Source organism: Shewanella sp. VK101 (assembly GCF_056497865.1).
This window is the reverse complement of sequence record NZ_CM151402.1, coordinates 1140001-1164252: the sequence shown is the minus strand read 5'-3', so window position 1 is coordinate 1164252 and position 24252 is coordinate 1140001. Positions and strand designations below refer to the sequence as shown.

Annotated in this window: 22 protein-coding genes, 2 tRNA genes and 2 rRNA genes (1 of these 26 only partly in view); 12 read left to right on the top strand and 14 right to left on the bottom strand. The window is 52.7% G+C overall.

Annotation, left to right across the window (positions count from 1 at the left end):
* Positions 1–8: 8 nt before the first annotated feature.
* Entirely contained in the window at positions 9–1175 is a 1167-nt protein-coding gene (locus ACSHSR_RS05240) for a DUF418 domain-containing protein (RefSeq protein ID WP_243891844.1), read from the top strand.
* Positions 1172–1801 (top strand): DUF1294 domain-containing protein, encoded by a 630-nt coding sequence (locus ACSHSR_RS05235; protein ID WP_144218690.1) that lies wholly within the window; start codon positions 1172–1174, stop codon positions 1799–1801. The genes ACSHSR_RS05240 and ACSHSR_RS05235 overlap by 4 nt, the downstream gene beginning before the upstream one ends.
* A gap of 44 nt (positions 1802–1845) precedes the next feature.
* Here ACSHSR_RS05235 and ACSHSR_RS05230 read toward each other — a convergent pair whose 3' ends face one another.
* Positions 1846–2406: a TetR/AcrR family transcriptional regulator gene (locus ACSHSR_RS05230; RefSeq protein ID WP_479631317.1), complete on the bottom strand. Its 561-nt coding sequence runs from the start codon at positions 2404–2406 to the stop codon at positions 1846–1848.
* Between the two features lie 117 nt (positions 2407–2523).
* On the opposite strand from ACSHSR_RS05230, the gene ACSHSR_RS05225 reads away from it, so the two are divergent.
* Positions 2524–3072, top strand: a complete 549-nt coding sequence (locus tag ACSHSR_RS05225) for an HPP family protein (protein WP_208157447.1) — start codon at positions 2524–2526, stop codon at positions 3070–3072.
* Here ACSHSR_RS05225 and ACSHSR_RS05220 read toward each other — a convergent pair.
* Positions 3059–4369 carry a short-chain fatty acid transporter gene (locus ACSHSR_RS05220; protein WP_096141595.1) on the bottom strand — a complete coding sequence of 437 codons (1311 nt, stop codon included), beginning with the start codon at positions 4367–4369 and terminating at the stop codon, positions 3059–3061. The genes ACSHSR_RS05225 and ACSHSR_RS05220 overlap by 14 nt on opposite strands.
* Positions 4370–4556: 187 nt before the next feature.
* Here ACSHSR_RS05220 and ACSHSR_RS05215 point away from each other — a divergent pair, with 187 nt between their 5' ends.
* Entirely contained in the window at positions 4557–5027 is a 471-nt protein-coding gene (locus tag ACSHSR_RS05215) for a BamJ family beta-barrel-assembly machinery protein (RefSeq protein WP_044733888.1), read from the top strand.
* 55 nt (positions 5028–5082) lie between these two features.
* On the opposite strand, the gene ACSHSR_RS05210 is transcribed toward ACSHSR_RS05215, so the two are convergent.
* Positions 5083–6300 carry a M24 family metallopeptidase gene (locus ACSHSR_RS05210; protein ID WP_144218687.1) on the bottom strand — a complete coding sequence of 406 codons (1218 nt, stop codon included), beginning with the start codon at positions 6298–6300 and terminating at the stop codon, positions 5083–5085.
* A 158-nt stretch (positions 6301–6458) separates the two neighbouring features.
* Here ACSHSR_RS05210 and ACSHSR_RS05205 point away from each other — a divergent pair, with 158 nt between their 5' ends.
* Positions 6459–6779, top strand: a complete 321-nt coding sequence (locus ACSHSR_RS05205; protein ID WP_107353230.1) for a hypothetical protein — start codon at positions 6459–6461, stop codon at positions 6777–6779.
* 30 nt (positions 6780–6809) lie between these two features.
* On the opposite strand, the gene ACSHSR_RS05200 is transcribed toward ACSHSR_RS05205, so the two are convergent.
* Positions 6810–7586 carry an ROK family protein gene (locus ACSHSR_RS05200; RefSeq protein ID WP_144218685.1) on the bottom strand — a complete coding sequence of 259 codons (777 nt, stop codon included), beginning with the start codon at positions 7584–7586 and terminating at the stop codon, positions 6810–6812.
* A gap of 84 nt (positions 7587–7670) precedes the next feature.
* Positions 7671–8861 carry an MFS transporter gene (locus ACSHSR_RS05195; protein WP_479631316.1) on the bottom strand — a complete coding sequence of 397 codons (1191 nt, stop codon included), beginning with the start codon at positions 8859–8861 and terminating at the stop codon, positions 7671–7673.
* A gap of 115 nt (positions 8862–8976) precedes the next feature.
* Between ACSHSR_RS05195 and ACSHSR_RS05190 the strand changes: the two genes are divergently transcribed.
* The 5 genes from ACSHSR_RS05190 (at position 8977) to lipA (ending at position 13347) form a co-directional block, all read left to right on the top strand.
* Positions 8977–9240 (top strand): hypothetical protein, encoded by a 264-nt coding sequence (locus ACSHSR_RS05190; protein WP_479631315.1) that lies wholly within the window; start codon positions 8977–8979, stop codon positions 9238–9240.
* 141 nt (positions 9241–9381) lie between these two features.
* A complete protein-coding gene (locus tag ACSHSR_RS05185) occupies positions 9382–11190 on the top strand; it encodes an aminopeptidase P family protein (protein WP_479631314.1) in 1809 nt (602 codons plus the stop codon).
* Positions 11191–11325: 135 nt separating this feature from the next.
* Positions 11326–11592 (top strand): DUF493 family protein YbeD, encoded by a 267-nt coding sequence (gene ybeD, locus ACSHSR_RS05180; protein WP_028781166.1) that lies wholly within the window; start codon positions 11326–11328, stop codon positions 11590–11592.
* A 137-nt stretch (positions 11593–11729) separates the two neighbouring features.
* Positions 11730–12389 (top strand): lipoyl(octanoyl) transferase LipB, encoded by a 660-nt coding sequence (gene lipB, locus ACSHSR_RS05175; protein WP_025009862.1) that lies wholly within the window; start codon positions 11730–11732, stop codon positions 12387–12389.
* Positions 12382–13347 carry a lipoyl synthase gene (gene lipA, locus ACSHSR_RS05170; protein WP_025009861.1) on the top strand — a complete coding sequence of 322 codons (966 nt, stop codon included), beginning with the start codon at positions 12382–12384 and terminating at the stop codon, positions 13345–13347. The genes lipB and lipA overlap by 8 nt, the downstream gene beginning before the upstream one ends.
* Before the next feature lie 151 nt (positions 13348–13498).
* Here lipA and rimI read toward each other — a convergent pair whose 3' ends face one another.
* On the bottom strand, positions 13499–13957 hold the full coding sequence (gene rimI, locus ACSHSR_RS05165; RefSeq protein WP_223828913.1) for a ribosomal protein S18-alanine N-acetyltransferase: 459 nt from the start codon (positions 13955–13957) through the stop codon (positions 13499–13501).
* Entirely contained in the window at positions 13954–14289 is a 336-nt protein-coding gene (locus ACSHSR_RS05160; protein ID WP_025889892.1) for a DNA polymerase III subunit psi, read from the bottom strand. The genes rimI and ACSHSR_RS05160 overlap by 4 nt, the downstream gene beginning before the upstream one ends.
* A gap of 280 nt (positions 14290–14569) precedes the next feature.
* On the opposite strand from ACSHSR_RS05160, the gene dpsA reads away from it, so the two are divergent.
* Positions 14570–15040 carry a DNA starvation/stationary phase protection protein DpsA gene (gene dpsA / locus ACSHSR_RS05155; protein ID WP_025009858.1) on the top strand — a complete coding sequence of 157 codons (471 nt, stop codon included), beginning with the start codon at positions 14570–14572 and terminating at the stop codon, positions 15038–15040.
* On the opposite strand, the gene ACSHSR_RS05150 is transcribed toward dpsA, so the two are convergent.
* Positions 15041–15511, bottom strand: coding sequence for a hypothetical protein (locus ACSHSR_RS05150; RefSeq protein WP_037436671.1), 471 nt, complete (start codon positions 15509–15511; stop codon positions 15041–15043).
* Entirely contained in the window at positions 15511–16665 is a 1155-nt protein-coding gene (locus tag ACSHSR_RS05145) for a PepSY-associated TM helix domain-containing protein (protein WP_190534931.1), read from the bottom strand. Before ACSHSR_RS05145 ends, ACSHSR_RS05150 begins: the two co-directional genes overlap by 1 nt.
* Before the next feature lie 125 nt (positions 16666–16790).
* Here ACSHSR_RS05145 and ACSHSR_RS05140 point away from each other — a divergent pair, with 125 nt between their 5' ends.
* Positions 16791–18893, top strand: coding sequence for a TonB-dependent siderophore receptor (locus tag ACSHSR_RS05140; RefSeq protein WP_479631313.1), 2103 nt, complete (start codon positions 16791–16793; stop codon positions 18891–18893).
* Between the two features lie 147 nt (positions 18894–19040).
* Here the strand turns inward: ACSHSR_RS05140 and ACSHSR_RS05135 are convergent.
* The 5 genes from ACSHSR_RS05135 to ACSHSR_RS05115 all read right to left on the bottom strand — a co-directional run.
* A tRNA-Trp gene (locus tag ACSHSR_RS05135) sits at positions 19041–19117 on the bottom strand.
* A 177-nt stretch (positions 19118–19294) separates the two neighbouring features.
* On the bottom strand, positions 19295–20899 hold the full coding sequence (locus tag ACSHSR_RS05130; protein ID WP_345872499.1) for a DKNYY domain-containing protein: 1605 nt from the start codon (positions 20897–20899) through the stop codon (positions 19295–19297).
* Between the two features lie 833 nt (positions 20900–21732).
* Positions 21733–21848 (bottom strand): 5S ribosomal RNA (rrf, locus tag ACSHSR_RS05125).
* A 116-nt stretch (positions 21849–21964) separates the two neighbouring features.
* Positions 21965–22040, bottom strand: a tRNA-Val gene (locus tag ACSHSR_RS05120).
* Positions 22041–22130: 90 nt separating this feature from the next.
* Positions 22131–24252, bottom strand: a 23S ribosomal RNA gene (locus ACSHSR_RS05115) (it continues 875 nt past the right edge of the window).

The following is a 24252-nucleotide window of genomic DNA, read 5'->3' as shown; positions in this document are numbered from 1 at the left end:
GGAAAAAGATGCAGGGACAGCCGGTCAAAATCAGTCACAACCCCAATATCGATGCCGTCAGAGGGCTGGCAGTATTGGGGATATTCTTTCTCAATGTCAGTTTTATGGGCGTCACCTTATATGGTTATGCGCCCTTTCCCGAGTTTCATTTAACCGATGCCATTACCGAAACCCTGAGTAATTTTCTGCTGGAAGGGCGCTTCCTCAGCCTGTTTTCCATGCTCTTCGGTGTCGGCCTCTATATTCAACAACAGAATTTCCTCGCCAGAGGATTGGAGCCCTTCCCCTTAATCCGCTCACGCTTACTCTGGCTGATGCTCTTTGGGGCGCTGCACAGCCTGTTTATCTGGCCGGGGGATATCCTGCTCACCTATAGCATTTGTGGCTTCCTCGCCTGGCATTATCGTAACCTGGAGATTGAAGCACAGCAAAGGCGGGCACTGCTCTTTATCGCCATCGGCACCCTGGCCTATGGTCTGATGATCTTGCTGCCGGGTGATGAAACCTGGATCCGCGGCAACGCCTTTTTCAATGAACAATACAGCGCCTGGACCGGCAGCTATGGCGAGCAGTTGCTGATGCACCTGTTTATGACCTTGTTGATGCTGATTTCCCTGCCATTTACTCTGCTGTGGTTTGTCAGCGGTGTGATGCTGCTGGGGATTAGCCTATATCGTCGCGGGCTGTTTGACCAAGGTTTACCCCAGGGCAAATTGGGGAAATTGCTGGCACTGAGCTTGCTGCTGTCGCTGGCGGACACGATTCTCAGCCTGCAATCCCGCCCCAAACTGGTGATGCTTTCCGATATTCTGGTCATGCTGAGCGCCATTCCCATGGCTATCATCTATGCTCATCTGTTGGTTAAGTTCGGCCGCCGCCTGCCATGGTTGCCAAGACGCCTGCAGGCGGTTGGCCGGATCCCCTTGAGCCTGTATATTTTGCAGTCCTGTTTTGGGATCTGGCTGTTTCGCCATCAAGCGCCCGAGTTACTGCTGACACTTGAACGCATAGACTACCTGGCCATAGCCCTGGGTTATGCCTTGGTGCAGATAATACTGGCCGGCTGCTACCTTAAGTTCTTCAACCAAGGACCGCTGGAATGGCTCTGGCGCCGTCTGGCCTTTGGCAATAAGCCAATCAATAACGCCACGAATACTCACGAGTCAAATACATGAAGTACAAAGGAAAAGTCAGCCATTGGCAGGACGATAAAGGCTTTGGGTTTATTAGCCCCAATGACGGCAGTGAAAGGGTATTTCTGCACATTAAGTCACTGAGCCTGAGCGGTCGCAGGCCACAAGTGGGCGACGTACTGACCTTTGATATCACACTGGATGACCAGGGCCGGCGCCAGGCAAAACAGGCCTTCTTTCCCGAGGACAGGGGCAGACTCAAACAAAAACAGCGTCAACAGAATAAGCGCAGCAGTCACAAGTCTTTCGTCGGTAAGCTCACAGTCCTGTTTGCCCTGCTGCTACTGGCTTTAGTGGCACTGGATAAGCTGCCACTCTTGGTGCCCGTCTGGTATCTGCTGCTGAGCCTTATCTGTTATTGGCTCTATGCCCGCGATAAAAAGGCCGCCGAAACTGGCCGCTGGCGCACCAAGGAGTCGACCCTGCAACTGACCGGTTTGCTCGGTGGCTGGCCCGGCGCTTTGCTGGCACGCCACCAGTTCCGCCATAAGACCAGTAAAACAAGTTTCAGACTCCTGTTCTGGTGCTGTGTCGGCCTCAACCTGTTGGCGCTTGGCGCCGCTCTTAAGCTGGGATGGCTGGCACGGCTGCCCGAGATAGCCTTTTAACGGTTGGCTCTAAACTCAAGGGCAAGCTCGCCTATCAAGCAGGCTTAATCAAATAAGCTCAGTGCCAGCTTGCGGCCGCGCTCGGCAGCATACTGCCGGCTGACGAGCTGGGCCGAGACTATCGCCCCCTCTTTAATCAAACACAGCTGCCCGGCCAACTCACGAGCGCGCTCGCTGCCAAGCCAAGGTGACAACTTCTGCTCAAGTTCATTTTGAACCCTGGCCTTATGTTCTCGGCAGAGACGATTTACCGGATGCTCGGGTGAGGGATACTCGGCGGCGGTATTGATAAAGAAACAGCCGCGAAACTGGCTCAGGGACTCAACCCGGCTGTTGAACCAATCATCCAGGGCGTTAAACAGCTCATGGATCAGCTCCATCGGCGTTTGCGCCGCCTCCAGCCTTTGATTCAACCAGTCAAAAAACAGCTGATCGCGATAACGCACCACGGCCAGCACCAGGGCCTCCTTACCCTCGAAATGATGATAAAGGGTCTTCTTGGCTATGCCGGCCTCGGCCAGAATTTGATTGATGCCCACCCCATGCACACTCTCTCGATAAAAGAGTTCAAAGGCGCCGGCAAGCAGTTGGGAAACCTTGTCCATCTCACACTCCTTAACGATTCAATATGAGTTTGACAAAAGTAGAACGGTCTGTCTACTATAAAAAGTAGACCGATTGTTCTACCAAGCAAAAATGCTGACAACCAAAGGAAAACAGATATGGACAACACACCTCCCCTGACTGCAACACCTGCTGCAAAAACCACAGCCCAAGTGGCGACAAACCGTTGGCAGGCTGCCGCCTGGGCCACACTGGGCGCCGGAAGCTGTATTGGATTACTGGCGGGATTACAGGAGATGCTGATGCAGAACCTGAGCTGGAGTCTGCTGCTGATGGCACCATTCGGCGCCACTATGGTGTTGCTCTACGCCCTGCCCCAAAGCCCGCTGGCGCAGCCGAAAAACATCTTCTTCGGCCACCTGCTCACCTGTGCTCTGGGACTCTTGTTATTGCACACCTTGGGAGTGTCGCCGCTGACACTGGGGCTGGGAACCGGCCTCGGGGTCGGCCTGATGATGTTGACCAATACCACACATCCACCGGCCGGTGCCAACCCCTTGCTGGTGATGCTGGCCGGGGCCGACTGGCAGTTTTTGTTAACGCCTGTGGTTTCGGGGTTGCTGCTGATCCTCGCTTTCGGTTGGGCCTATCACAAGAGCCTGTATATCAAGGGGATCAGCAAGCATAGCTGGCCTAAAACCAACTGAGGGCAACACTTATCACCACGCCGGTGATCAACAACTGCATCAGACAAAAACCCATGATATCCCGGGCCTTGAGCCCGGCAATGGCCAGCACAGGCAGCGCCCAAAAAGGCTGGATCAGGTTGGTCCAGGCATCCCCCCAAGCCACCGCCATGGCGACCCTGGCGACATCGGCGCCAAGTGCCTCGGCGGCCGGCAACATGATAGGTGCCTGTACCGCCCACTGGCCGCCACCGGACGGCACGAAGATATTCACCACACCGGCGCTGATAAAGCTCCAGAATGGCAGTGACTCGGCGCTGGCAATGGCAACAAAACCCGAAGAGATACTCTGTGCCAGCCCGGACTGCACCATCACCGCCATGATGCCGGCGTAAAAGGGAAACTGGATCACTATCCCGGCGCCGCCCTTGATCGCCTCATTGAGACTGACCAGCAGACTGCGCGGCGTCTGGTGCAGGGTTATCGCCAGAAACAGAAACAGGAAGTTGACTATGTTGAGGTTGAGGCTGCCCCCCTGAACAAAGAACCAATACCCCAGATACCCCAGACCACACAGGCCCACCAGGATCCCGAGTATCCGGCTATTCTCCAGATAGTCGGCCGGGCGTTTGTTCTCACTCTGAGTCGGCGCAGCATCCTCGAGCAGCGCAGGATCGACTATCACAGACTCTTTGTCATCCGGCAGCATAAAGCGATTGACCAGCGGCATTATGATAAACAGCAAGGCAAGTAGCAGCAGATTAAAATCGGCAAAAATGGTTTCCGAGGTAGGGATAATGCCTATCTGCGCCTCGGCAAAGTGTCCTGGTGTGGCCACAGTCAAGGGCACAGAGCCCGCCAAGCCGCCGTGCCAGACCACAAAGCCCGAATAGGCACTGGCCACCAGCAAACGGTAATCCACCTTGACCCGGCGCGCCAACGCCTTGGCAAACAGGGCACCGACCACCAAACCAAACCCCCAGTTAAGCCAACTGGCCGCCAAGGAGACCAAGGTCACCAGTATGATAGCCTGCGGCGCACTGCGGGCCAGAGACGCTATGGCGTCCAGCAGCTTCTTCACCGGTGGAGAGCTGGCCAGCATAAAACCGGCGACCAGCACCAGCAACATCTGCATCGAGAAACTGAGCAGATTCCAAAAACCACTGCCCCAATAACCCAGCACTTCTACCGGTGTCTTTTGCTGGCCGAGCATGGCGGCGGCAAACACCAACAGAGTGAGCAGGAGCACAAAGATATAGGGATCGGGCAGATACTTATCCACCAGCTTGACCAGTGGCCGGGAGGCGCGATTGAGCATAGGGGTTTCCTTGAGTCTTATTATGATTATTCTGCGGAGAGCTGATTTAGCTTTCACTTTTTTATCAATAGCCTACACAAGTCTGCCTGTGGGATAAAGCCCGACAAAAGTACACTATAACCCGAAGCTGTAAATGCCGCAGTCCAACTGTTAAGATAGCGCCACCTTCAGGACAGAGGATCCCCAAATGAGAATGTTGCTTGCCGTGGTGGTTATCGCCGCAGTTATTTTTTACTTTTTCACCACCATGAATGGCCAAAAACTGGCAAAAGAGAATATTGCCAAGGGCGAGGTATTTCTTGAGGCCAATAAGCATAAAGAGGGTGTGGTCACCACAGACTCAGGGCTGCAGTATCAGTTGCTGCACAAGGGGCAAGGCCAGGTTCATCCGGGTCCCAAGGATAAGGTGACAGTGCACTACCATGGCACCCTGATTGACGGCACTGTGTTTGACAGCTCGGTCGATCGCGGCGAGCCCATCGCCTTTCCACTCAATCAGGTGATCAAGGGCTGGACCGAAGGGGTTCAGTTGATGACAGAAGGCGACAAGATGCGCTTCTTTATACCCAGCAGCCTGGGCTACGGCAATCGCTCTGCCGGCTCCATCCCGCCGGGTTCGGTGCTGATTTTTGATGTGGAATTACTCAAGATCAACTAACAATCCCCAACAACAAACCCGGCCAAAGCCGGGTTTGTTGTTTCAGTAACAGCTGTTAACCCTGCGCGAAGGGATCGTCAATCGACTTGGCCGGCTGGGTAAACCAGCGTGGCCCCTCTGCCGTCATATAGAAGTGGTCTTCATGGCGAACGCCGAACTCGCCGGGCACACAAAGCATGGGCTCATTGGAAAAACACATACCAACTGCCAGTGAGGTGTTGTCGCCATCAACCAGGTAGGGCCACTCATGAATATCCAAGCCTATGCCGTGGCCCGTTCTATGGGGCAGTCCCGGCAGTTGATATCCGGGCCCGAAACCGGCCGCTTCCAACACGGCTCTGGCCGCCTTGTCGACACCACTGCAGGGCGCACCTAAAGCCGCCGCTTCAAAACCGGCCCGCTGCGCTGCCTGCTCCAGCTCCCACAATTGCCGCTGCCGCTCGCTTGGCGTACCAAATACGTAGGTGCGGGTAATATCCGAGTTGTAACCATGCAGCTGACAGCCTGTGTCTATCAGCACAGTGTCGCCTGGCTCCAGCGTCTTGGGCGACTTGACCCCATGGGGATAGGCGCTGTCTTCACCAAAGAGCACTATGCAGAAATAGGAGCCACTGGCCCCCACGGCTCTATGGGCCTTGTCGATAAAATCTTCCACCTCGGCGGTACTGATCCCCGGGCGTAATATTCTGGCGGCGGCCTTGTGCACTTCGAGCGTCATATCCATCGCCCGCTGAATCAGCCTCAGCTCGGCGACCGATTTATGCATTCGCAGTTGGGCGCTAATCTTGGCGCCGTTGACAAAGGCAAGCTCGGGGCAAGCCTCACGCAGACCATCAAACAAAAAGAAAGGGGCAGATTCATCTATAGCCAGAACGGCGCCCGCACGCAGACAGCCCATGCGCTCAAGCACATTGCGGCACAGCTCATAGGGACTCTGGTGCTCATGCCATGTGTTAACCCGTCCAGGCTGCAACATAAAGCCCTTGAGGGTGTCGAGCTCAAATGCCGGCGCCAGGTATTCCAGCTCACCACGACAGGGCAAAATCGCTCCTACCATACGCTCACTGGCATACCAACGCAGGCCGGAGAAATAATAGAGATTGGTGCCGGCATTGAGATAGAGGGCATCTATCCCCAACTCTTGCATCAGCGTCTGGGCATTTTGTTGCCTGGTTTTGAATTCGGCGGCTTCCACCGCTGTGACATCCCGAGTCATATCCACCAGCTTTGCCAACTCCTGCTCCGGGGTTGAGCCACCAACGCCTGTGCTCATAGACTTCTCCTGCTTGATTACTTTTAGTAGTGTTTTGCTTGGGTATTAATGTGCTTGAGAGTTTTAGCATATTGTATGCAAATTTTAAAGTGGCAAACGAAATTGCCAATTTCCGGCGACCGCTGGTATGCTGCTTGCGCCAAACGCGGGAGTACAATATGCAGGATCTTGCCAACTATATTCTGGCCATAGAAGGACGGACAAGCAGCGCTGAACTGTTGGAGTCGGTGCAAATTCACACCACGGACGATGAAGGTTTGTGGCAATATCACTTTGCCGATGGCGCCATTATAGAAAAACAGCAGGAGCTGGAACAGGAGCCAAGCCAGTCCAATATCGGCGAGCTTTGTGAAGATAACTGGACCCGTTATCGGGTGCTGAAAGGAAACGATATCAGCCCCAAACAAAAAGCCTTCAGCAACCTATGCCAACGGGCCTTCTGGTTGAAGATGCGTCAGGCCTGCCAGGAACCGGCTTGAAGGGGGATGTCTCCCCCTTGAATCAGAGTATCAGGCCTGTTGCATCAGCATTACTTGCAGGCCGCGGCAGACCAAGGTCTCCATATCGTCGACCCGACTTATCTGACACTGACTGACAGTGGCAGGAACCGCCAAGTCTTTAACACCGCTGACACAGCCCTTGTAGTAGTCGGCATTGGCCAACATGTTACCGGCGAGCCAGAGTTTTTGCGGGTTGAGCAGATTGACCGCCCAGGCAATGCCCATTCCCAGATAGGCCCCGGCGCGGTAGAGTTCTACCGGGTTGCGCAAGCGTCGACGCCGCACCGACTCGCCGCTGGCCAACTGTTCGAGGCTGAATTCCCCTGACTCCGTCATCACCCGGCAAGCCCCAAGCTCACCGGCCAGGCCATTGGCACCACTGAACACCCGGCCGTTGAGCGCCAGTGACATGCCGATCCCTGTGCCACACATCACCAAGAGTTCGCACTGGTGTTTTACGCTGGCAATGGCGTGCAGACCGGCGTGGATATCATTGCTGATGGACACCAGTTCACCACGGCTGCTGAGTTTTTCCGGGTTGAGCCCCACCAGCGCCGGCAAGGCACGACAGGATATCAGTTGGTTGTCTCGCACCATGCCGGGGAAGGCCAGAGCCAGACGGTAGTTTGCAAGCCCATAATCAGATTCAAGTTCAGCCAATTGCCGATTGAGATCTGCTATGGTGAAACTCTCTCCGGTGGGGATTTTATATTGTTCTGTTGTTTCCCCTTGCCGCAGCTGAAACAGCGCGGTTTCAGTCCCCACTTCGATCGTTAATGTCGACATCAATAAACCCCTTTTTACCGTACCGCCAGAGGCGGTAGACGGCCTAAGATGTTAGCACAGTGCTGCCGGCACCGCACCTAATCATCAAGGTTCTGTTATTTGTAACGCTTTGCTTTTACTTAACTTCCACCATGCTATCAGGATAAGTTGGGTCGCAATGGCGGGAATACAGATCACCAGCAGCAGTTGCCAGCCGAGCTGATAAATGACCCAGCCGGCCCCCAGAGACGCCAATGCTTGAGAGCCAAATACCAGAGAATCGTTGAAAGACTGCACAGTGAATCTCTCTTCGGGGCGATAACAGCCAGGCAGCAGCGAAGTGCCGGCAACAAACAGGAAGTTCCAACCCACACCCAACATCACCAGCGCACTCCAATAGTTGAGCAGATCACGCCCCGCCAGCGCCAGAGCCAAGGTCAGGCAGTAAAGCGCCAGCCCGGCCAACATGATGCGGGTGTGACCCAAGCGGGCTATCAGGTAGCCACTTATCAGCGAGGGCAGATACATGGCAATCACATGACTCTGGATCACCCACTTGGTATCCTCCAGGCTGTGATGCTCTATGTGATGCATATGTACCGGGGTTGCCGTCATGATAAAACTCATCAAGGCGTAGCCTATAACTGCGGCGCCGCAGGCAACCCAGAGTCGGCTTTGACGCAAAATAATTGGCAGCGGTCGAATGCCCATACGCTCAACCTTGGAGGCTTTGAGCACTGGGCCTTCATCTTGATAAAACAGCAGGCAGGCCAGCGCCAGCACACCGACCAGAGTCACCATCAAAAAGGCACCTGTGTAGGTTACCGGCAAAATATCCTTGGCCAGCAAGGCCAGTTCTGGCCCGAGGAAGGCGGCGAGTAAACCACCAAGCAACACCCGGCTGGCTGCCTTGGCAGACAGAGTCGGCGCCACTGACTCCATGGCGGCAAAACGGTATTGCTGAATAATGGCGCCGCCGCATCCGAGCAGCAGACCGCTGGCACAAAATCCCCAGAACTGGGCATACCAAACACTAAGCGCCGCCATAACACCCGCCATACTGGTCAGCAGGGCGCCACCGATAAATACCCGTCGCCGTCCCAAACGCTGCATCAAGATATTGATAGGCACAATCGCCACAGCGACTCCGACTACCATCATGGCGATAGGCAATGTCGACAGCGAGGGAACCGGGCTCAGCTCTGCCCCTATTATGCCTCCGAGCAATACCATGATAGGTGTGGCACTCATGGCAAAGGCCTGCGCCAACATCAACACCCAAACATTTAGCGGCATAAAGGCATCCTTGAATAAAAATCGAGACAGATAAAAACCTTGAACAGGCTAATAAATACACATAGAGTTAACCTAAGATAATCAGTTTTAACATTTTCATTCAAGGAAGAACACTGTGGGAAAGCGAAACTGTATCAGAGTGCTACTGTTGACCTTGCTTCTGGGCATCGGAGCAGGCTGCAGCAACCAGCCATACTCTCCTTCTCAGGATCTCTATGACAACGTGGCCGACAATGTCGAGCAGCGCAATGAAAAGCTGGCGCGGGATCAACAACCAAGCGATGACAGAGTACGCAGTGAAGATGTCAGTAAAGGCGTAATGGCAACTATGGTTAGCTCCTTTCTGGTGGGCATAGCGACTCTGTTTGGCAGCAATTGACTTGGGCCCCCTTTACAGCTGCCACAAGGATTTCCTCATGCAAGCCCTTGCGAAGCGACTTCAGGGCTTGCCATAATCCGCTATCACTCATAAAGACAAGGTCGGCCAAGGGTAGCCAAGCCGACCATCAGCGGAGCCCCTATGTTGCAATCACAATCGCCCAAGAGCCCCCATATCGCATCACGGCTTAATGCCGTGCGCAGCGAAATGGCTAAACACCAACTCGATGCCTTTATCCAGCCCCGTGCCGACGAATATCTCGGCGAGTATGTGCCGGCGCACAACGAGCGTTTGCATTGGCTGACTGACTTTACCGGCTCGGCGGGGATGGCGATTGTGATGAAGGACAGCGCCGCCATTTTTACTGATGGCCGCTACACAATGCAGGTGAGGCAACAGGTGGACTCGACCCTGTTCAGTTATGAGAGCCTGACAGATATGCCCCAGGCACAATGGTTGGCGGAAAAGCTGCCGGCCGGTTGCCGCATTGGCTACGATCCCAGGTTGCATACCCTGGCCTGGCAGCAAGATGCCGAAGCCACGCTGAGTAAGGCGGGTATGACATTGGTGGCGCTTGACAACAACCCGGTGGATTTGCACTGGCAAGACAGACCCGTGCCGGAAAACAAGCCCATTATCCTCTTCAATGCCGAGTCTGCCGGCAAGAGCAGCGAACAGAAGCGCAGTGAAATCGGCGCCCTGGTGAAAAAGGCCGGGGCCGATGTAGCGCTGATAGCGGCGCTGGACTCCTTCTGCTGGTTACTCAATATCCGCGGTCAGGACGTGCCCAGGTTGCCCGTGGTACTGGGCTGTGCCCTGCTGGAAGCCAATGGTGAGATGACACTGTTTACCGAGCTTGCCAAATTACCCCAGGGGATTGAAGCCCACGTAGGGGCCGGTGTCAGCTTCCGCGCCGAGTCGGAGCTCGCCGAAGCGTTGCAAGCGCTTGAAGGCAGAAAGCTTTTAGCCGATCCCAATAATGCCAACGCCTTCAGCCAATTACAGGCCAAAGCCGCCGGCGCCAAACTGATCGCCGGACTCGATCCTGTGGCACTGCCCAAGGCCTGTAAAAACAGTGCCGAACTGCAGGGAATGCGCGCCAGCCATATCCGTGACGGCGTTGCCGTGAGCCGTTTCCTGGCTTGGTTGGATGCCGAAGTGGCCGCAGGCCGCCTCTACGATGAGGGCACACTGGCAGATAAGCTTGAGAGCTATCGCCTTGAGGATCCTCTCTACCGCGAGCCAAGCTTTGACACTATTTCCGCCACCGGCGGCAATGCGGCCATGTGCCACTATAACCATCTCAACGGCACTCCTGCCATGATGGAGATGAACAGCATCTATCTGGTGGACTCTGGCGCCCAGTATTTGGACGGCACCACGGACGTTACCCGCACCATAGCCATAGGTGAAGTCAGCGCCGAACAGAAAAAGATGGTGACCTTGGTGCTCAAGGGGCATATCGCCCTGGATCAGGCCCGCTTCCCGCGGGGCACTACGGGGCAACAACTGGATGCCTTCGCCCGTCAATACTTGTGGCAGCACGGTTTTGACTACGACCACGGCACGGGCCATGGTGTTGGCCACTTCCTCAGCGTTCATGAAGGCCCACAAAGAATAGGCAAGAACCTCAATGCCATTCCTTTGCTGCCCGGAATGGTGCTTTCCAACGAGCCCGGCTATTACCGTACAGATGCCTTCGGTATCCGTCTGGAAAACCTAGTGGAAGTACGCCCCTGTGAAGCGCTCAAAGGGGCCGAGCGGGAGATATTCGAGTTCGACGCTCTGACTCTGATCCCTATGGATAAACGCTTGATAGACAAGAGTCTGCTTACTGAAGCTGAGCTCAATTGGTTCAATGACTATCACAGCCGCGTTTATCAGACCCTGTCACCGCTGATGAGTGGCGAATCACTGGCCTGGCTCGAACAGGCCACCTCGCCGCTGTAACGCCCAAGGGCGCCGTCAATGCCCGGCGCCCTTTGTCAAACTCTCTGTGCTATTCGCGAGAAGATCCGCCCCTTGAATTGGGATATAATAGCCGCCATATAGCCGTTATTATTTTGCCATGAGAATCTCAATCCCATGATAAGTACCACCTTTGATCAGTATCTGGAGTTTCCAACCTCCTTCCCATTTAAAGTGGTTGGCGATGCCAGCGATACCCTGGCCGACCGCGTAGTCGAAGTCGTCCAGAAGCACGCCCCCGGTGATTATAGCCCCACCACCAAGGCCTCCAGCAAAGGTACCTATATCTCGGTGACTATAAATGTGAGAGTGACCAGCAAGGAACATATCGAAACCTTGTACACTGAACTTGCCGCTATTGAAGGCGTTCGCCGAGTACTCTGATACCTGGCACTCGGCAGAGAAAGTGTGATCTGGATTACATTTTACCTGCCGAAGCGTATAATACCTGCCGGTATCAAAGAGTGAGCACAGCTTGATACTGATTGGTATCATCTCAAACAGAGGGGGAGACGTTGCCCTTGCCAGACAATACATTGCATATCCGCCACTTGGGTAACATGGATTATGAGACTGTATGGCATGCCATGCAGCACTATACCGACACCCGTGACGAACACAGCCCAGATGAACTCTGGCTGGTGGAGCATCCACCGGTTTTCACCCAAGGCCAGGCCGGTAAGAGTGAGCATCTACTCAACACCGGCGATATCCCGGTGATCCAGGTGGATCGCGGTGGCCAGGTAACTTACCATGGCCCGGGGCAGTTGGTCGCCTACCCTCTTATCAACATCAAACGGCGCAAGCTTGGGGTAAGACAGCTGGTTACCGACATAGAACAAAGCCTGGTGGAGCTGCTCAAGCGCTTCGATATTCCAGCCTACGCCAAGGCCGATGCGCCGGGTGTCTATGTCGAGGAGCGTAAAATCGCCTCTTTGGGGCTGAGGATCCGTAAGGGATGTTCATTCCACGGCTTGGCGCTGAATGTCGACATGGATCTCGCCCCTTTTCGTCGTATCAACCCCTGTGGTTATGCCGGACTCGAAATGGCCCAGTGCAAAGCACTCGGTGGCCCCCAGAGTGTCGAGGAGGCAGGCCAACACCTGATTGAAACTTTTAGCCAACGTTTGGGCTATGAGCAAACAGTGCATCACCAAGGATTAGCAGAGTCATATGAATAGGCCAGAAAGATTACAGCCCGGTGTGAAATTGCGGGACGCCGAAAAGGTCGCCCGAATCCCGGTCAAAGTTGTGCCATCAGAGCGCGACACCATGCTGCGCAAGCCCGATTGGTTGCGGGTTAAGCTGCCATCTTCCAATCAGCGGATCCTGGATATCAAACAGGCACTGCGTAAAAATGGTTTGCACTCAGTGTGTGAAGAAGCCTCCTGCCCGAACCTGGCCGAGTGCTTCAACCATGGTACTGCCACCTTTATGATCCTCGGCGCCATTTGTACCCGGCGTTGTCCCTTCTGTGACGTAGCCCATGGCCGTCCACTCAAGCCTGACGCCGAAGAGCCACTCAAGCTGGCACAGACCATCAAGGATATGAAGCTCAAGTATGTGGTGATCACCTCTGTGGATCGTGACGATCTGCGTGACGGCGGTGCCCAGCACTTCGCCGACTGTATCCGTGAGATCCGCAAACTCAACCCTGAGATCAAAATAGAGATATTGGTGCCTGACTTCCGCGGCCGTATCGATCAGGCGCTGGATATTCTGGCGACCGAGCCACCGGATGTATTCAACCACAATCTGGAAACGGCTCCGGCTCACTATCGTAAGGCCCGTCCCGGTGCCAACTATCAGTGGTCATTGGATCTGCTCAAACGCTTTAAAGAACGCCATCCGGATATCCCGACTAAATCAGGGATCATGCTCGGACTGGGTGAAAGCAATGAAGAGATTGAACAGGTGCTCAGAGATCTGCGCGCTCACAATGTCAACATGCTGACTCTGGGCCAGTATCTGCAGCCATCCAAGTTCCACTTGCCGGTGGAGCGTTACGTGACTCCCAAGGAGTTTGACGACTTCCACAACCTGGCAACCGAACTCGGCTTTACCCACGCCGCCTGTGGCCCGCTGGTTCGCTCAAGCTACCATGCAGACCTTCAGGCCCAGGGGAAAGAGGTCAAATAGACCAAGCCCAAGCACCTAAAGAAACAGCGCCCACAGGCGCTGTTTTTCTATTAATAGGTACAATGATGGGCCTAAAGATTAGCGGCAAAAGCTCTGACATAGCAGCCTCTGTCCATATTAGCCGAGATGAGCGAAAAAGAACCAAGAGAGACTAAGAGGAGTGAAGAGACAACTCCATCAGCAGAGCATCTTCCCGGCCCTCTTTGGCCTGATAGTAATCGGCCCTGGAGCCGGTCTCAATAAAGCCCAGGCGCCGATACAAGGCGATAGCGGCGGCATTACCCACCCTGACTTCCAGCAATAATCTCTCCACACCAGTCTCTTTAAGCAGCTCGATTGCCGCCTGTAATAATTGCCGCCCCAACCCCTGACCTTGTGCGGCAGGAGCGATACAGATATTCATCAGGGTCGCTTCCTCGAACAAGACCTGCAGCAAGCAAAAGCCTTGAAGCTCCGGTCCTAGATATAACCCCAGAGCCCGGTAAAAACGGCCAAAGCAACTGCCCAGAGTCGCCTCACTCCAGGGAAACTCATGGGCCAGTTGTTCAATTTTCATCATCTCGTCGAGGTCATCGGCCTCCAAGGCTCTGATTGCAATAACCTCTGTCACTTCGCCTCCAACCTGTGCCAAATCTGTTGCCATAGGGCGCGCTTGCCCTCACTGCCTGACATCAATTGCGCCGGCTGCGATGAATTCAGCCAGGCCCCTTCAACAGGTTCAGGGAACATATTCCATATCACCTCTTGCCCAGCCACAGGCCGATTACCGACGCTGCACTGCCCGGCCTCCAGTCCCAATAACGTCAACACCTTGAGCACCAGAGGATGTTGCAATACGCTCTCGTCAGCATCAGGCACCAACAGCATGAAAGGCACCTGGGAGGGAGAGTCTTGTCTACTGCGCCACAGCTCTATTCCCATGGCGTGCAGATATTTATTCATGGTGATTGCGCTCCGCTTTAACGCAGTTTGAAAATGTCGCCCAAAACCCATAGCCGAGGGACGAACAAGAAGGGCAAAAAATGACTGAAAGAAACCCGCAACAGAGCTTCCAAGTTAAGCGCTTTAGAATACCAGCTTGCTCAGCAACTGTCTGTGACCTGAGAGCAAATCCCCCGGCAATTCACTTAAACAAAATCGATTGCAGACATCTACTTTATCCACTTTAACTAATTAGCCTCCGGAGTAATATAGAAAACAGATCATTTACGGAGGTTATATTATGAATATCAATATCGGGATCAACCAAGCCGATCGCCTGGAAATAGCCAACGGTTTGAATCGCTTACTTGCTGACACCTACAGCCTTTATCTTAAGACTCACAGCTTCCACTGGAACGTGACAGGCCCCATGTTCACCAGCCTACACCAACTGTTTGAAGAGCAGTACACCGAATTGGCTGCCGCGGTGGATGTCATAGCAGAGCGGGTCAGAGCCCTGGGTGAAAGAGCCTTGGGATCCTACAGCGCCTACGCCGCTCAGACCGAAATAAAAGAAGACTCAGGCATCACAGATGCCAAACAGATGCTTGAGGAACTGCTGGAAGGCCAGGAGATCATTATTCGCAACGCCCGGGCACTCTACCCTCTGGTGAACCAGGCCAATGACGAAGCAACGGCAGATCTGCTGACCCAGCGTATTCAGCTGCATGAAAAGACCGCCTGGATGCTTCGCAGCTTGTTAGTGCAGTAATTACTGCACTAACACCCAAGCCGACGGCAAAGGCCAATGAGCGACATAACGCCGTCCGTGCCAGTCTTCGAGAGTTAGCCATAACTTATCGGCCGCGCCGAACGCGGCCGGAGCTATGGCGTGTACATGTTGGCCGTGGCGACTTCCGTGCAAGATGCCACTCTCACCTTGCTGCAACACCTCCAGCGCCAGTGGCTCAGGACCAATATTCAGGTATCCCTGGCGAATATCACTCACTTCTCCTGCAATAAACCTCAGGGCAAAGTCCTTCACATATTCACCATGGTGCAGATAAGCCGGCGCCATATCGGCCGGAGTGGCCTCTACCTCAAACGGCCCGGCACTTACTGATGACCAGCTCACTGGTAATTCAGGCGTCAAGGAGCGATAGAGAAACCAGATGGGCAGCAATAACAACACTCCGTTGAGCTTGAATTTATTGCGCTGCCAAAAAGAAAGCCGTTTCTTCATCAATAACTCTCCTGTTGCTCTGCCACTAATGGCACCTCCTGTTGACGCCTGCCAGCCTTGAATATGCGACTGCTCCAGATCATAAATCCTGTGATAGATATACCACTGAGCAATAAGCCAAACAGGAACCAGATTGTCTTGGTCCAAACGCCAGCCAAAGTGCCGTAATGCAATGGATCGGCAATATGCATCATAGTTTGCAATGTGGTCATGGTTTGCGGTGACTTGCTACTGACGATTGCGCCGCTCCAGGGATCCAGTTCCAATCCGTAGGCATACTGGTCATAAAACAGGAAATCGCCACTGCCCTGCAAACGATAGAGATCCCGGTTGTGCTCCGGCAAACTGATATAACTGGGATGAAAGTCGGGAAACTGCTCTTTGGCCTGTAACAGAGCCTGTTTAAGACTCAAAGAGGGCTGAGGTCTGGCTTCGCCCATTGGCACATCGGCGATATCAACCAGAGGCGTGTGGGGCTCGATATCGACATCGGCATGCCACATTATTCCTTGTGCCAGATACCAAAGACCGGTAAGACTCATCAGGACAATAAACCAGATAGACCAGACACCCAGCAGGCGATGCAAATCTGTCACCAGGGTTCTCTTACCTTGGTTGAATCTTAATTTGGGGCTGAAGAAACTACGCCAGAAACGCTTGTATATAACCATCCCGGATATCACAGACCCCAACATCAACAGTGATAAACCACTGACCAGGTAATACCCGACACTAAAACCATTTTGCCAGGGAAACAGCAACCAACCATGCAATGAGCGCATGAATCCTATGAAGGTAATACCACTGTTCACCTCCTGGATCTCTCCGCTGTACTGGTTCACATAAGCGATAGCAAAGGGCTTGTCGACATCGGAGAACACCACGGCATTCACCAGATAAGGCTCAAACAGCATCACATTGCTGACATCGGCATCAGGGTAAGCACGCTGCACATTCTCCACCAACTCGGCAACGCTCTTTTCCGGTAAAGCATCCGGATTCAATGCCCTGGCCGCGGGATTCGTCAGCCAGGTAATCTCATGGCTCAAAACAGCCACTGTCCCGGTCAAACATACGAAGCAGAACAGCAACCAGATAGGCAATGAACACCATCCGTGAAACAGGAACCACATGCGATTACTTATCTTCGGCATAGTTTCTCATGGCTAAAAAATAAAGCTGAATTGTAAATACAATAGAAATCATTATCAATATCGCAATAATAACTACAGAAAAACCAAGTTCAGCTAACACAAGCCATCATATTGAGAGGGGAAATATGCACAGAGTCGTCACTGCCAGCCTGTTGGCGGGCATCAGTCTGGTACCGCAGGCATACGCAAAGGACCAGGAAACCACAACAGACTCAAGCGATATTGAAGTAATACAGATCAAGGGCAGTCGCCTGGACAAGGCTGCCACGGCAACTGGACTGCCACTGACACTCAGGGAAACGCCGCAATCTGTGTCCATCATAGATCAGGAATTTATTCAGAGTTTCTCTTTGAATAATATTGCCGAGATCATGACCCTTAGCCCAGGGATCTATGCCCAGCAGGCTGAAACCAATCGTTACTTTTTCAATGCCAGAGGCAATCCTATCACCAACTTTCAGTTTGATGGGGTGCCGGTAAACTACAGCAGCTTCTTCAACGATGCGGTTACAGATACCATCATCTTTGACCGAGTGGAGATAGTCCGTGGTGCCACAGGGCTCCTGACTGGTGCAGGTGAACCCTCGGCCGCCATAAACCTGATCCGCAAACGCCCCAAGGCCTATCCATCAGGTTATCTGAGTGCCAAGCTAGGCTCCTGGAATAGTTACCGAGTCGAGGGTGACGGCTCATTTGATCTGGACCAGGATGGTAAGTATCAGGCGCGGGTTGCTGCAGCCTACGAGGATAAAGAAAGCTACGTTAATCTCTCGGAAGAGCAAAATCTACAACTCTATGCTGTGTTCAGCGCCGCTCTCAGTGACCAAACCAAACTGTTGATCGGAGCCGATCATAGTAAACGCGATCCCAAAGGCTCAACTTGGGGTGGGTTACCACTGTTTTATGCCGATGGAAGCCTGGCGGATGATCTGTCCACCTCCAGTACTACTGCCGCATCCTGGTCCCGTTGGGAACGGGAAGGCACCAATGTTTTCGCTTCAGTTGAGCACAGCTTCGATAGCGACTGGGATCTGAGAATCGACTTGGAGCACAGAGAAGATGAAATGGATGGCCATCTGCTGTACTTGTCCGGTTATCCCGATAAAACAACCGGCCTAGGAATGGGGGCTCTTCCTATGATTTACCAATCCTGGCGCGATCAAGATGCAGCCAGGCTGTTTGTTTCGGGTCCCTTCGAACTCTTTGGCCGTAGCCACAGGTTAACTGCGGGTCTGCTCTACTCCAAGCAGGAAGTGGACGCCGATTCATATTACAGCAGCGACACTCTGCAAGTGGGTAATTTCTTTGAGTGGGATGGCAGCATCAATGAACCCACCTACACACAAACTCCCCAGCGCAGCGAATCGACCGAAACCCAGCAGGGTGCCTATCTGGCTAGCCAATTATCTCTGCATGACGATGTCACTCTTATCTTGGGTGCCAGATTGAGTAAATATGAAATGGAGGTAAACCAGGACAACAAGGATTATAAACATGATGATGTTTTCACGCCTTACGCCGGACTGGTATACAAGCTCAACGATACCCTGTCGCTTTACGCCAGCTATACCGAAATCTTTCAACCCCAGAATGCCAAAGACGTTAATAACCAGTACCTGGATCCCGTCACAGGCGACAACATAGAGTTGGGGGCCAAGGGGGACTTCTTCAACGAAGCGCTGACAGCAAGCCTGGCGGTATTCAAGGTGCAAAAAGATAATGTCGCCGAAGCCGCTCCCGGGCAACCACCGCTACCGGATGGCAGCTTCCCTCAACGAGCGGTGAAAGGCGCCAACAATAAAGGTTTTGAATTGGAGCTTAGCGGCAACCCCAGCGACGACTTGGACGTGTTCTTCAGCTATACCTATAGCGAATCAGAAAAGGCCGATGGCAGCCCATTCGGGACTCATTTGCCCAAGCATCTGCTGCGTATTTCCAGCCTGTATCACTTCGACGGGGCGCTGAGCGATCTGACTCTGGGAGGCAACATCAGCTGGCAAAGTAAAACCTACAAAGACCAGGTAGGCCCTAACAAAGCTTCTTCCAGACAGGATAGCTATTTCCTGGCTAATCTGATGGCCAGCTATCAAATACAGGACAATCTAGTTGCCAGGTTAAATGTCCGGAACCTGTTCGACAAGAAGTATTATTCCAGCATCGACTTTTACAACCAGGGTTTCTTTGGTGAACCGAGAAGCCTGGAGCTGAGTATCAACTACACCTGGTAATCCCTGCTTGCTCATGGTTCAGTAAGTAAAGTGGTAGCTCAAACAGCAGCCTGTGGGGCTGCTGTTTTTATATCGAGAACAGAGAAACTTTGAATACAGCCATAAAGGAAAACGGCCCGCATATTGCTATGCAGGCCGTCTGGAATGTGGCAGGGGTGGCAGGACTCGAACCCGCAACCGTCGGTTTTGGAGACCGCTGTTCTACCAATTGGAACTACACCCCTGTGGAACGAGGGGCATTATGCAAAAAGCCTTCCTAAAGGTAAAGGACTTTTTGGCACAAACACCTCTGATTGCAGCTTTTTCAGGCAAAGCCAAGCCGTGGTGGGCATCCAGGGTTTTCTCTAGACAAAACCAAGCAGCCGTAAACAGCGAACCAGCCCAGAACATAAGCCAAAGGCTCAGGAATATTCGGGCTCAGGTAACAACTGCCGCCAATCAAAAGTCCGTTGCTTATCATGCCCTTTTTGCTGCAGCTTAACATCTTGTCTGAAATCTGGAGCGTGAAAGGTTTTCGGATCAGCCTCAGCTATTACATGAAACCTGTCATTCCAGTCGATGCAATATACATGCTTACCATCCTTGGCAAAGTAGTGATTGAAAACTACCAAACTTGCACCATCCAATTGTTTGTTTTGCAAAAGATTACGATAAATCACTCTGCCATTATTCAGGGCAAGACACTCAGCGGAGATAAAGCGGCAATTGCTTTGGTAAACCGATTGAGACTTGGCGTTTTTCAACTCGCGGTCATGACGATAAAGCTGTCCTGCAATACTGAAATAATGGTGTCCGAGGTATTCAAAGTTCTCCAGCATCACACGACTCAATTTCTTGCCCCGATAATAGAGCGACAGGCCGTCACTCAATAGGTATTCAGAGTAAAGCTGTACAACATCTGGCTGAACACCTTTCAATATCTTGCCACGACAGATGACTTTGCTCCCATCAGTGAAATACTCACCACCAATACAAGTAAACGTCGCGGCATTGACCTTACTGAGCTTTAACGCACAAAAATGGTACCTGTCTTCAAGGTCTCGCCAGTAGAGTTGGCAGTCATACAGATAATAGCCCTGCTGTAAATATTGGAACTTGCCCGGTGCCAGTTCAGTCAAGCATTGATACTTGTCCTTATCCTGCAGTCGTCCTGCATGGTTTCCTTGCAGACTTTCTCCCGCCAAGGCAAAAGGCGGTAGCGTGAAATAAACCGCCTGCTCAGTAACGGCAAAACCATCACCCAAAAACTGCCAGCTGGGTTCCGTTTCGTCGGTACTGCTTTTGCTGTTGAACAGCCAGGAGTATGTCTGTTCACTTCCCGGATAGAGACTGAAGAAAAGTTGAAGATCTTTTATCTCCGCACTATTCAAGTCGGCCTTCCCCAGATTGTAGCCCCTGTATTTGTCGATGGCATCGAAGCCTAATCCCGTGCGTTCGTTGAAGTTAAAGCTCAGAAAACTATCAGGGTCAGCGCCTTCAATGGCCTTGCCACGAAAATACACCTGACTCGCATCTCGGGCATAATCGCACTCCAGGCCGATGAAACTGACAGCGCAGCTATTGTTTATTCTGGTCGAATTTATGTAGGCATGTTTACTATCGACAGCATAGTATCCCTTTCCCGGAGGTATCCTGAGTTCCCCCTCAATACGCCTACGAGCGCCAAACATCCCGGAGTAAAGATAGCGCTCATCAAATGCATACCATTCATTCAATATTCTCAAGTGACCGTGGACCAGAGGAAAGACACCCCAGCGACCGCTGCGCTCAGGACGTATATAGAGATGAGTCTTATCGCCGTAGAAGTGGCCGCCAAGATGGGCAAAAGCCTTAGTATCTATGCCATAGATAGTGGCTCCTTCCTTATCTTTAATCGGCAACAGGCAACCCTTATCATCCGCTAAGAAAAAGATGTTCTCTTCCCCCCGGTATAGATTAGCCTCAGTGCCATCGACTCTCAGCAAGCGTTCAACCGTGAGTTTCTTTTGGGAATTGGTCTGCTTCATGCCTGACTCCTTTTTCTGGCAATCCCAAGATCATAAACAACCCCAAAAGAAGCACAAGCTGTGATCGATTCATTTCCTAGGAGTCCGGTAACTGTCATCCAAGCGGCATCAAATAGTAATTGAGGGAATAATGGAAAGGTGAACGATGATAGGTTAGCAAGATAGGTGAGTCATCACCATACAGCGCCAGACATCTAGAGCTGGATTAATGCAAAATTCACAGGTTCCAAACGCAAAAAAGCCACCTTGTTCAGGTGGCTTCTTTACTTAAGCCTCGAGTACCTTTATTGAGGATACCGGTTGGGTGAAGTCTTTGTGCTCCAGAGACTGGATAAATCTGCCCAGACAAGCGGGTCAATCTATTCTCAATATCTCCACAGCACCATCTCACATGGGGGCGAAAGACATCTGCTCATCAAGCACAGCTTGATAGATGGCTGTAGCGCGAAGCAGCTTGGCTGCGAGCTGAGGGGCCCGCACTGCGTAAGCAGCTTTGGGCTGCATGTTAAGTCGTGCTCGCTGGAAGCGAGACAAACAAAAAAGCCCTAGCATTCAGCTAGGGCTTTTTTGTTACTGTTTTGTCTCCACTTTTTTAAAAAGTGAAAATAAAATTGGGCGTCTGGCGATGGCCAGCTTCGAGCAAGCTCTCCGCGTTCGTCTGTCGCATCAAACTGAGTTTGATAAACGCGACAACCTCACCCTACTCCACATGGAATTGTGCCTCACTGCGTTCGGACTCTTTATCTTCCCCATGTGAGAGTGGACATTTCAAAATGCAATTAAAACGAAAAATCCCCAACACAAGGTGCTGGGGATCCATCGTTTTATTGGGCGTCTGGCGATGACCTACTCTCACATGGGGAGACCCCACACTACCATCGGCGCGATTGCGTTTCACTTCTGAGTTCGGGATGGGATCAGGTGGGACCACAATGCTATTGTCACCAGACATAAAATTGTATGGAACAAATTTTAAACGCGCTTCAGCGCGGCCCGCTAGGGTCAAATACAAGGATGTATTTGATAAATTCATTCCTAAATTCAGAAAGCTGTTGCTTTGAAATATGGTGGTCGCTACTGGGATCGAACCAGTGACCCCCTCCTTGTAAGGGAGGTGCTCTCCCGGCTGAGCTAAGCGACCGGTATTCTTGGCTGTGCTCTTTTCAGAGCCTGAGTTCAAACTTCAATCAAGTATCGACTTCTTCAAGTCCGTAAAACCCATCTGGGTTGTATGGTTAAGCCTCTCGAGTCATTAGTACAGGTTAGCTCAACGCCTCGCAACGCTTACACACCCTGCCTATCAACGTCCTGGTCTCGAACGGCTCTTCAGAGGGCTCCAGGCCCTAGGGATGACTCATCTTGGGGCTCGCTTCCCGCTTAGATGCTTTCAGCGGTTATCGATTCCGAACGTAGCTACCGGGCAATGCCATTGGCATGACAACCCGAACACCAGCGGTTCGTCCACTCCGGTCCTCTCGTACTAGGAGCAGCTCCCCTCAATCATCCAACGCCCACGGCAGATAGGGACCGAACTGTCTCACGACGTTCTGAACCCAGCTCGCGTACCACTTTAAATGGCGAACAGCCATACCCTTGGGACCGACTTCAGCCCCAGGATGTGATGAGCCGACATCGAGGTGCCAAACACCGCCGTCGATATGAACTCTTGGGCGGTATCAGCCTGTTATCCCCGGAGTACCTTTTATCCGTTGAGCGATGGCCCTTCCATTCAGAACCACCGGATCACTATGACCTGCTTTCGCACCTGCTCGACGTGTCTGTCTCGCAGTTAAGCTGGCTTATGCCATTACACTAACCGTACGATGTCCGACCGTACTTAGCCAACCTTCGTGCTCCTCCGTTACTCTTTGGGAGGAGACCGCCCCAGTCAAACTACCCACCAGGCACTGTCCCTAACCCCGATTAGGGGCCCAGGTTAGAACATCAACACTACAAGGGTGGTATTTCAAGGTTGACTCCAACAAGACTGGCGTCTCATCTTCATAGTCTCCCACCTATCCTACACATGTAGGGTCAATGTTCAGTGCCAAGCTATAGTAAAGGTTCACGGGGTCTTTCCGTCTAGCCGCGGGTATACGGCATCTTCACCGCAATTTCAACTTCACTGAGTCTCGGCTGGAGACAGCGTGGCCATCATTACGCCATTCGTGCAGGTCGGAACTTACCCGACAAGGAATTTCGCTACCTTAGGACCGTTATAGTTACGGCCGCCGTTTACCGGGGCTTCGATCATGAGCTTCTCCGAAGATAACCCAATCAATTAACCTTCCGGCACCGGGCAGGCGTCACACCGTATACGTCATCTTGCGATTTTGCACAGTGCTGTGTTTTTGATAAACAGTTGCAGCCACCTGGTATCTGCGACTCCCGTCAGCTCAGAGAGCAAGTCTCATCACCAACAGGAGCGTACCTTCTCCCGAAGTTACGGTACCATTTTGCCTAGTTCCTTCAGCCGAGTTCTCTCAAGCGCCTTGGTATTCTCTACCCGACCACCTGTGTCGGTTTGGGGTACGATTCCTGCTAACCTGAAGCTTAGAAGATTTTCCTGGAAGCATGGCATCAACCACTTCATCCCCTTAGGGACTCGTCGTCAGCTCTCAGTGTATGTGTGCCCGGATTTGCCTAAGCACACCACCTACTACCTTAAACGCGGACTACCAACGCCGCGCCGGCCTAGCCTTCTCCGTCTCTCCATCGCAGTTAGCAGAAGTACGGGAATATTAACCCGTTTCCCATCGACTACGCCTTTCAGCCTCGCCTTAGGGGTCGACTCACCCTGCCCCGATTAACGTTGGACAGGAACCCTTGGTCTTTCGGCGAGGGGGTTTTTCACCCCCTTTATCGTTACTCATGTCAGCATTCGCACTTCTGATACCTCCAGCGTGGGTTACCCCTTCGCCTTCAACGGCTTACAGAACGCTCCTCTACCGCATCAGCGCATCCCTCATACGACTTAAACACCCCGTTGCATCTTTCGACTCAACGTGTTGGGTGCTTGGGCGTCATTCACAAAGTGAATCACGCCAGCAAATCGCATCAGGTGATGCGCTGATACCCGTAGCTTCGGTGAATTGCTTAGCCCCGTTACATCTTCCGCGCAGGCCGACTCGACTAGTGAGCTATTACGCTTTCTTTAAATGATGGCTGCTTCTAAGCCAACATCCTAGCTGTCTAAGCCTTCCCACATCGTTTCCCACTTAGCAATTACTTTGGGACCTTAGCTGACGGTCTGGGTTGTTTCCCTTTTGACGACGGACGTTAGCACCCGCCGTCTGTCTCCCGGATAGCACTCTTTGGTATTCGGAGTTTGCAAAGGGTTGGTAAGTCGGGAT

What these genes read in the sequence shown, in the direction of transcription:
- ACSHSR_RS05240 (WP_243891844.1), top strand. Translation starts at nt 9, where the DNA reads ATGCAGGGACAGCCGGTCAAAATCAGTCACAACCCCAATATCGATGCC.
- ACSHSR_RS05235 (WP_144218690.1), top strand. Translation starts at nt 1,172, where the DNA reads ATGAAGTACAAAGGAAAAGTCAGCCATTGGCAGGACGATAAAGGCTTT.
- ACSHSR_RS05230 (WP_479631317.1), bottom strand. Translation starts at nt 2,406, where the DNA reads ATGGACAAGGTTTCCCAACTGCTTGCCGGCGCCTTTGAACTCTTTTAT.
- ACSHSR_RS05225 (WP_208157447.1), top strand. Translation starts at nt 2,524, where the DNA reads ATGGACAACACACCTCCCCTGACTGCAACACCTGCTGCAAAAACCACA.
- ACSHSR_RS05220 (WP_096141595.1), bottom strand. Translation starts at nt 4,369, where the DNA reads ATGCTCAATCGCGCCTCCCGGCCACTGGTCAAGCTGGTGGATAAGTAT.
- ACSHSR_RS05215 (WP_044733888.1), top strand. Translation starts at nt 4,557, where the DNA reads ATGAGAATGTTGCTTGCCGTGGTGGTTATCGCCGCAGTTATTTTTTAC.
- ACSHSR_RS05210 (WP_144218687.1), bottom strand. Translation starts at nt 6,300, where the DNA reads ATGAGCACAGGCGTTGGTGGCTCAACCCCGGAGCAGGAGTTGGCAAAG.
- ACSHSR_RS05205 (WP_107353230.1), top strand. Translation starts at nt 6,459, where the DNA reads ATGCAGGATCTTGCCAACTATATTCTGGCCATAGAAGGACGGACAAGC.
- ACSHSR_RS05200 (WP_144218685.1), bottom strand. Translation starts at nt 7,586, where the DNA reads ATGTCGACATTAACGATCGAAGTGGGGACTGAAACCGCGCTGTTTCAG.
- ACSHSR_RS05195 (WP_479631316.1), bottom strand. Translation starts at nt 8,861, where the DNA reads ATGCCGCTAAATGTTTGGGTGTTGATGTTGGCGCAGGCCTTTGCCATG.
- ACSHSR_RS05185 (WP_479631314.1), top strand. Translation starts at nt 9,382, where the DNA reads ATGTTGCAATCACAATCGCCCAAGAGCCCCCATATCGCATCACGGCTT.
- ybeD (WP_028781166.1), top strand. Translation starts at nt 11,326, where the DNA reads ATGATAAGTACCACCTTTGATCAGTATCTGGAGTTTCCAACCTCCTTC.
- lipA (WP_025009861.1), top strand. Translation starts at nt 12,382, where the DNA reads ATGAATAGGCCAGAAAGATTACAGCCCGGTGTGAAATTGCGGGACGCC.
- ACSHSR_RS05160 (WP_025889892.1), bottom strand. Translation starts at nt 14,289, where the DNA reads ATGAATAAATATCTGCACGCCATGGGAATAGAGCTGTGGCGCAGTAGA.
- dpsA (WP_025009858.1), top strand. Translation starts at nt 14,570, where the DNA reads ATGAATATCAATATCGGGATCAACCAAGCCGATCGCCTGGAAATAGCC.
- ACSHSR_RS05150 (WP_037436671.1), bottom strand. Translation starts at nt 15,511, where the DNA reads ATGAAGAAACGGCTTTCTTTTTGGCAGCGCAATAAATTCAAGCTCAAC.
- ACSHSR_RS05145 (WP_190534931.1), bottom strand. Translation starts at nt 16,665, where the DNA reads ATGCCGAAGATAAGTAATCGCATGTGGTTCCTGTTTCACGGATGGTGT.
- ACSHSR_RS05140 (WP_479631313.1), top strand. Translation starts at nt 16,791, where the DNA reads ATGCACAGAGTCGTCACTGCCAGCCTGTTGGCGGGCATCAGTCTGGTA.
- ACSHSR_RS05130 (WP_345872499.1), bottom strand. Translation starts at nt 20,899, where the DNA reads ATGAAGCAGACCAATTCCCAAAAGAAACTCACGGTTGAACGCTTGCTG.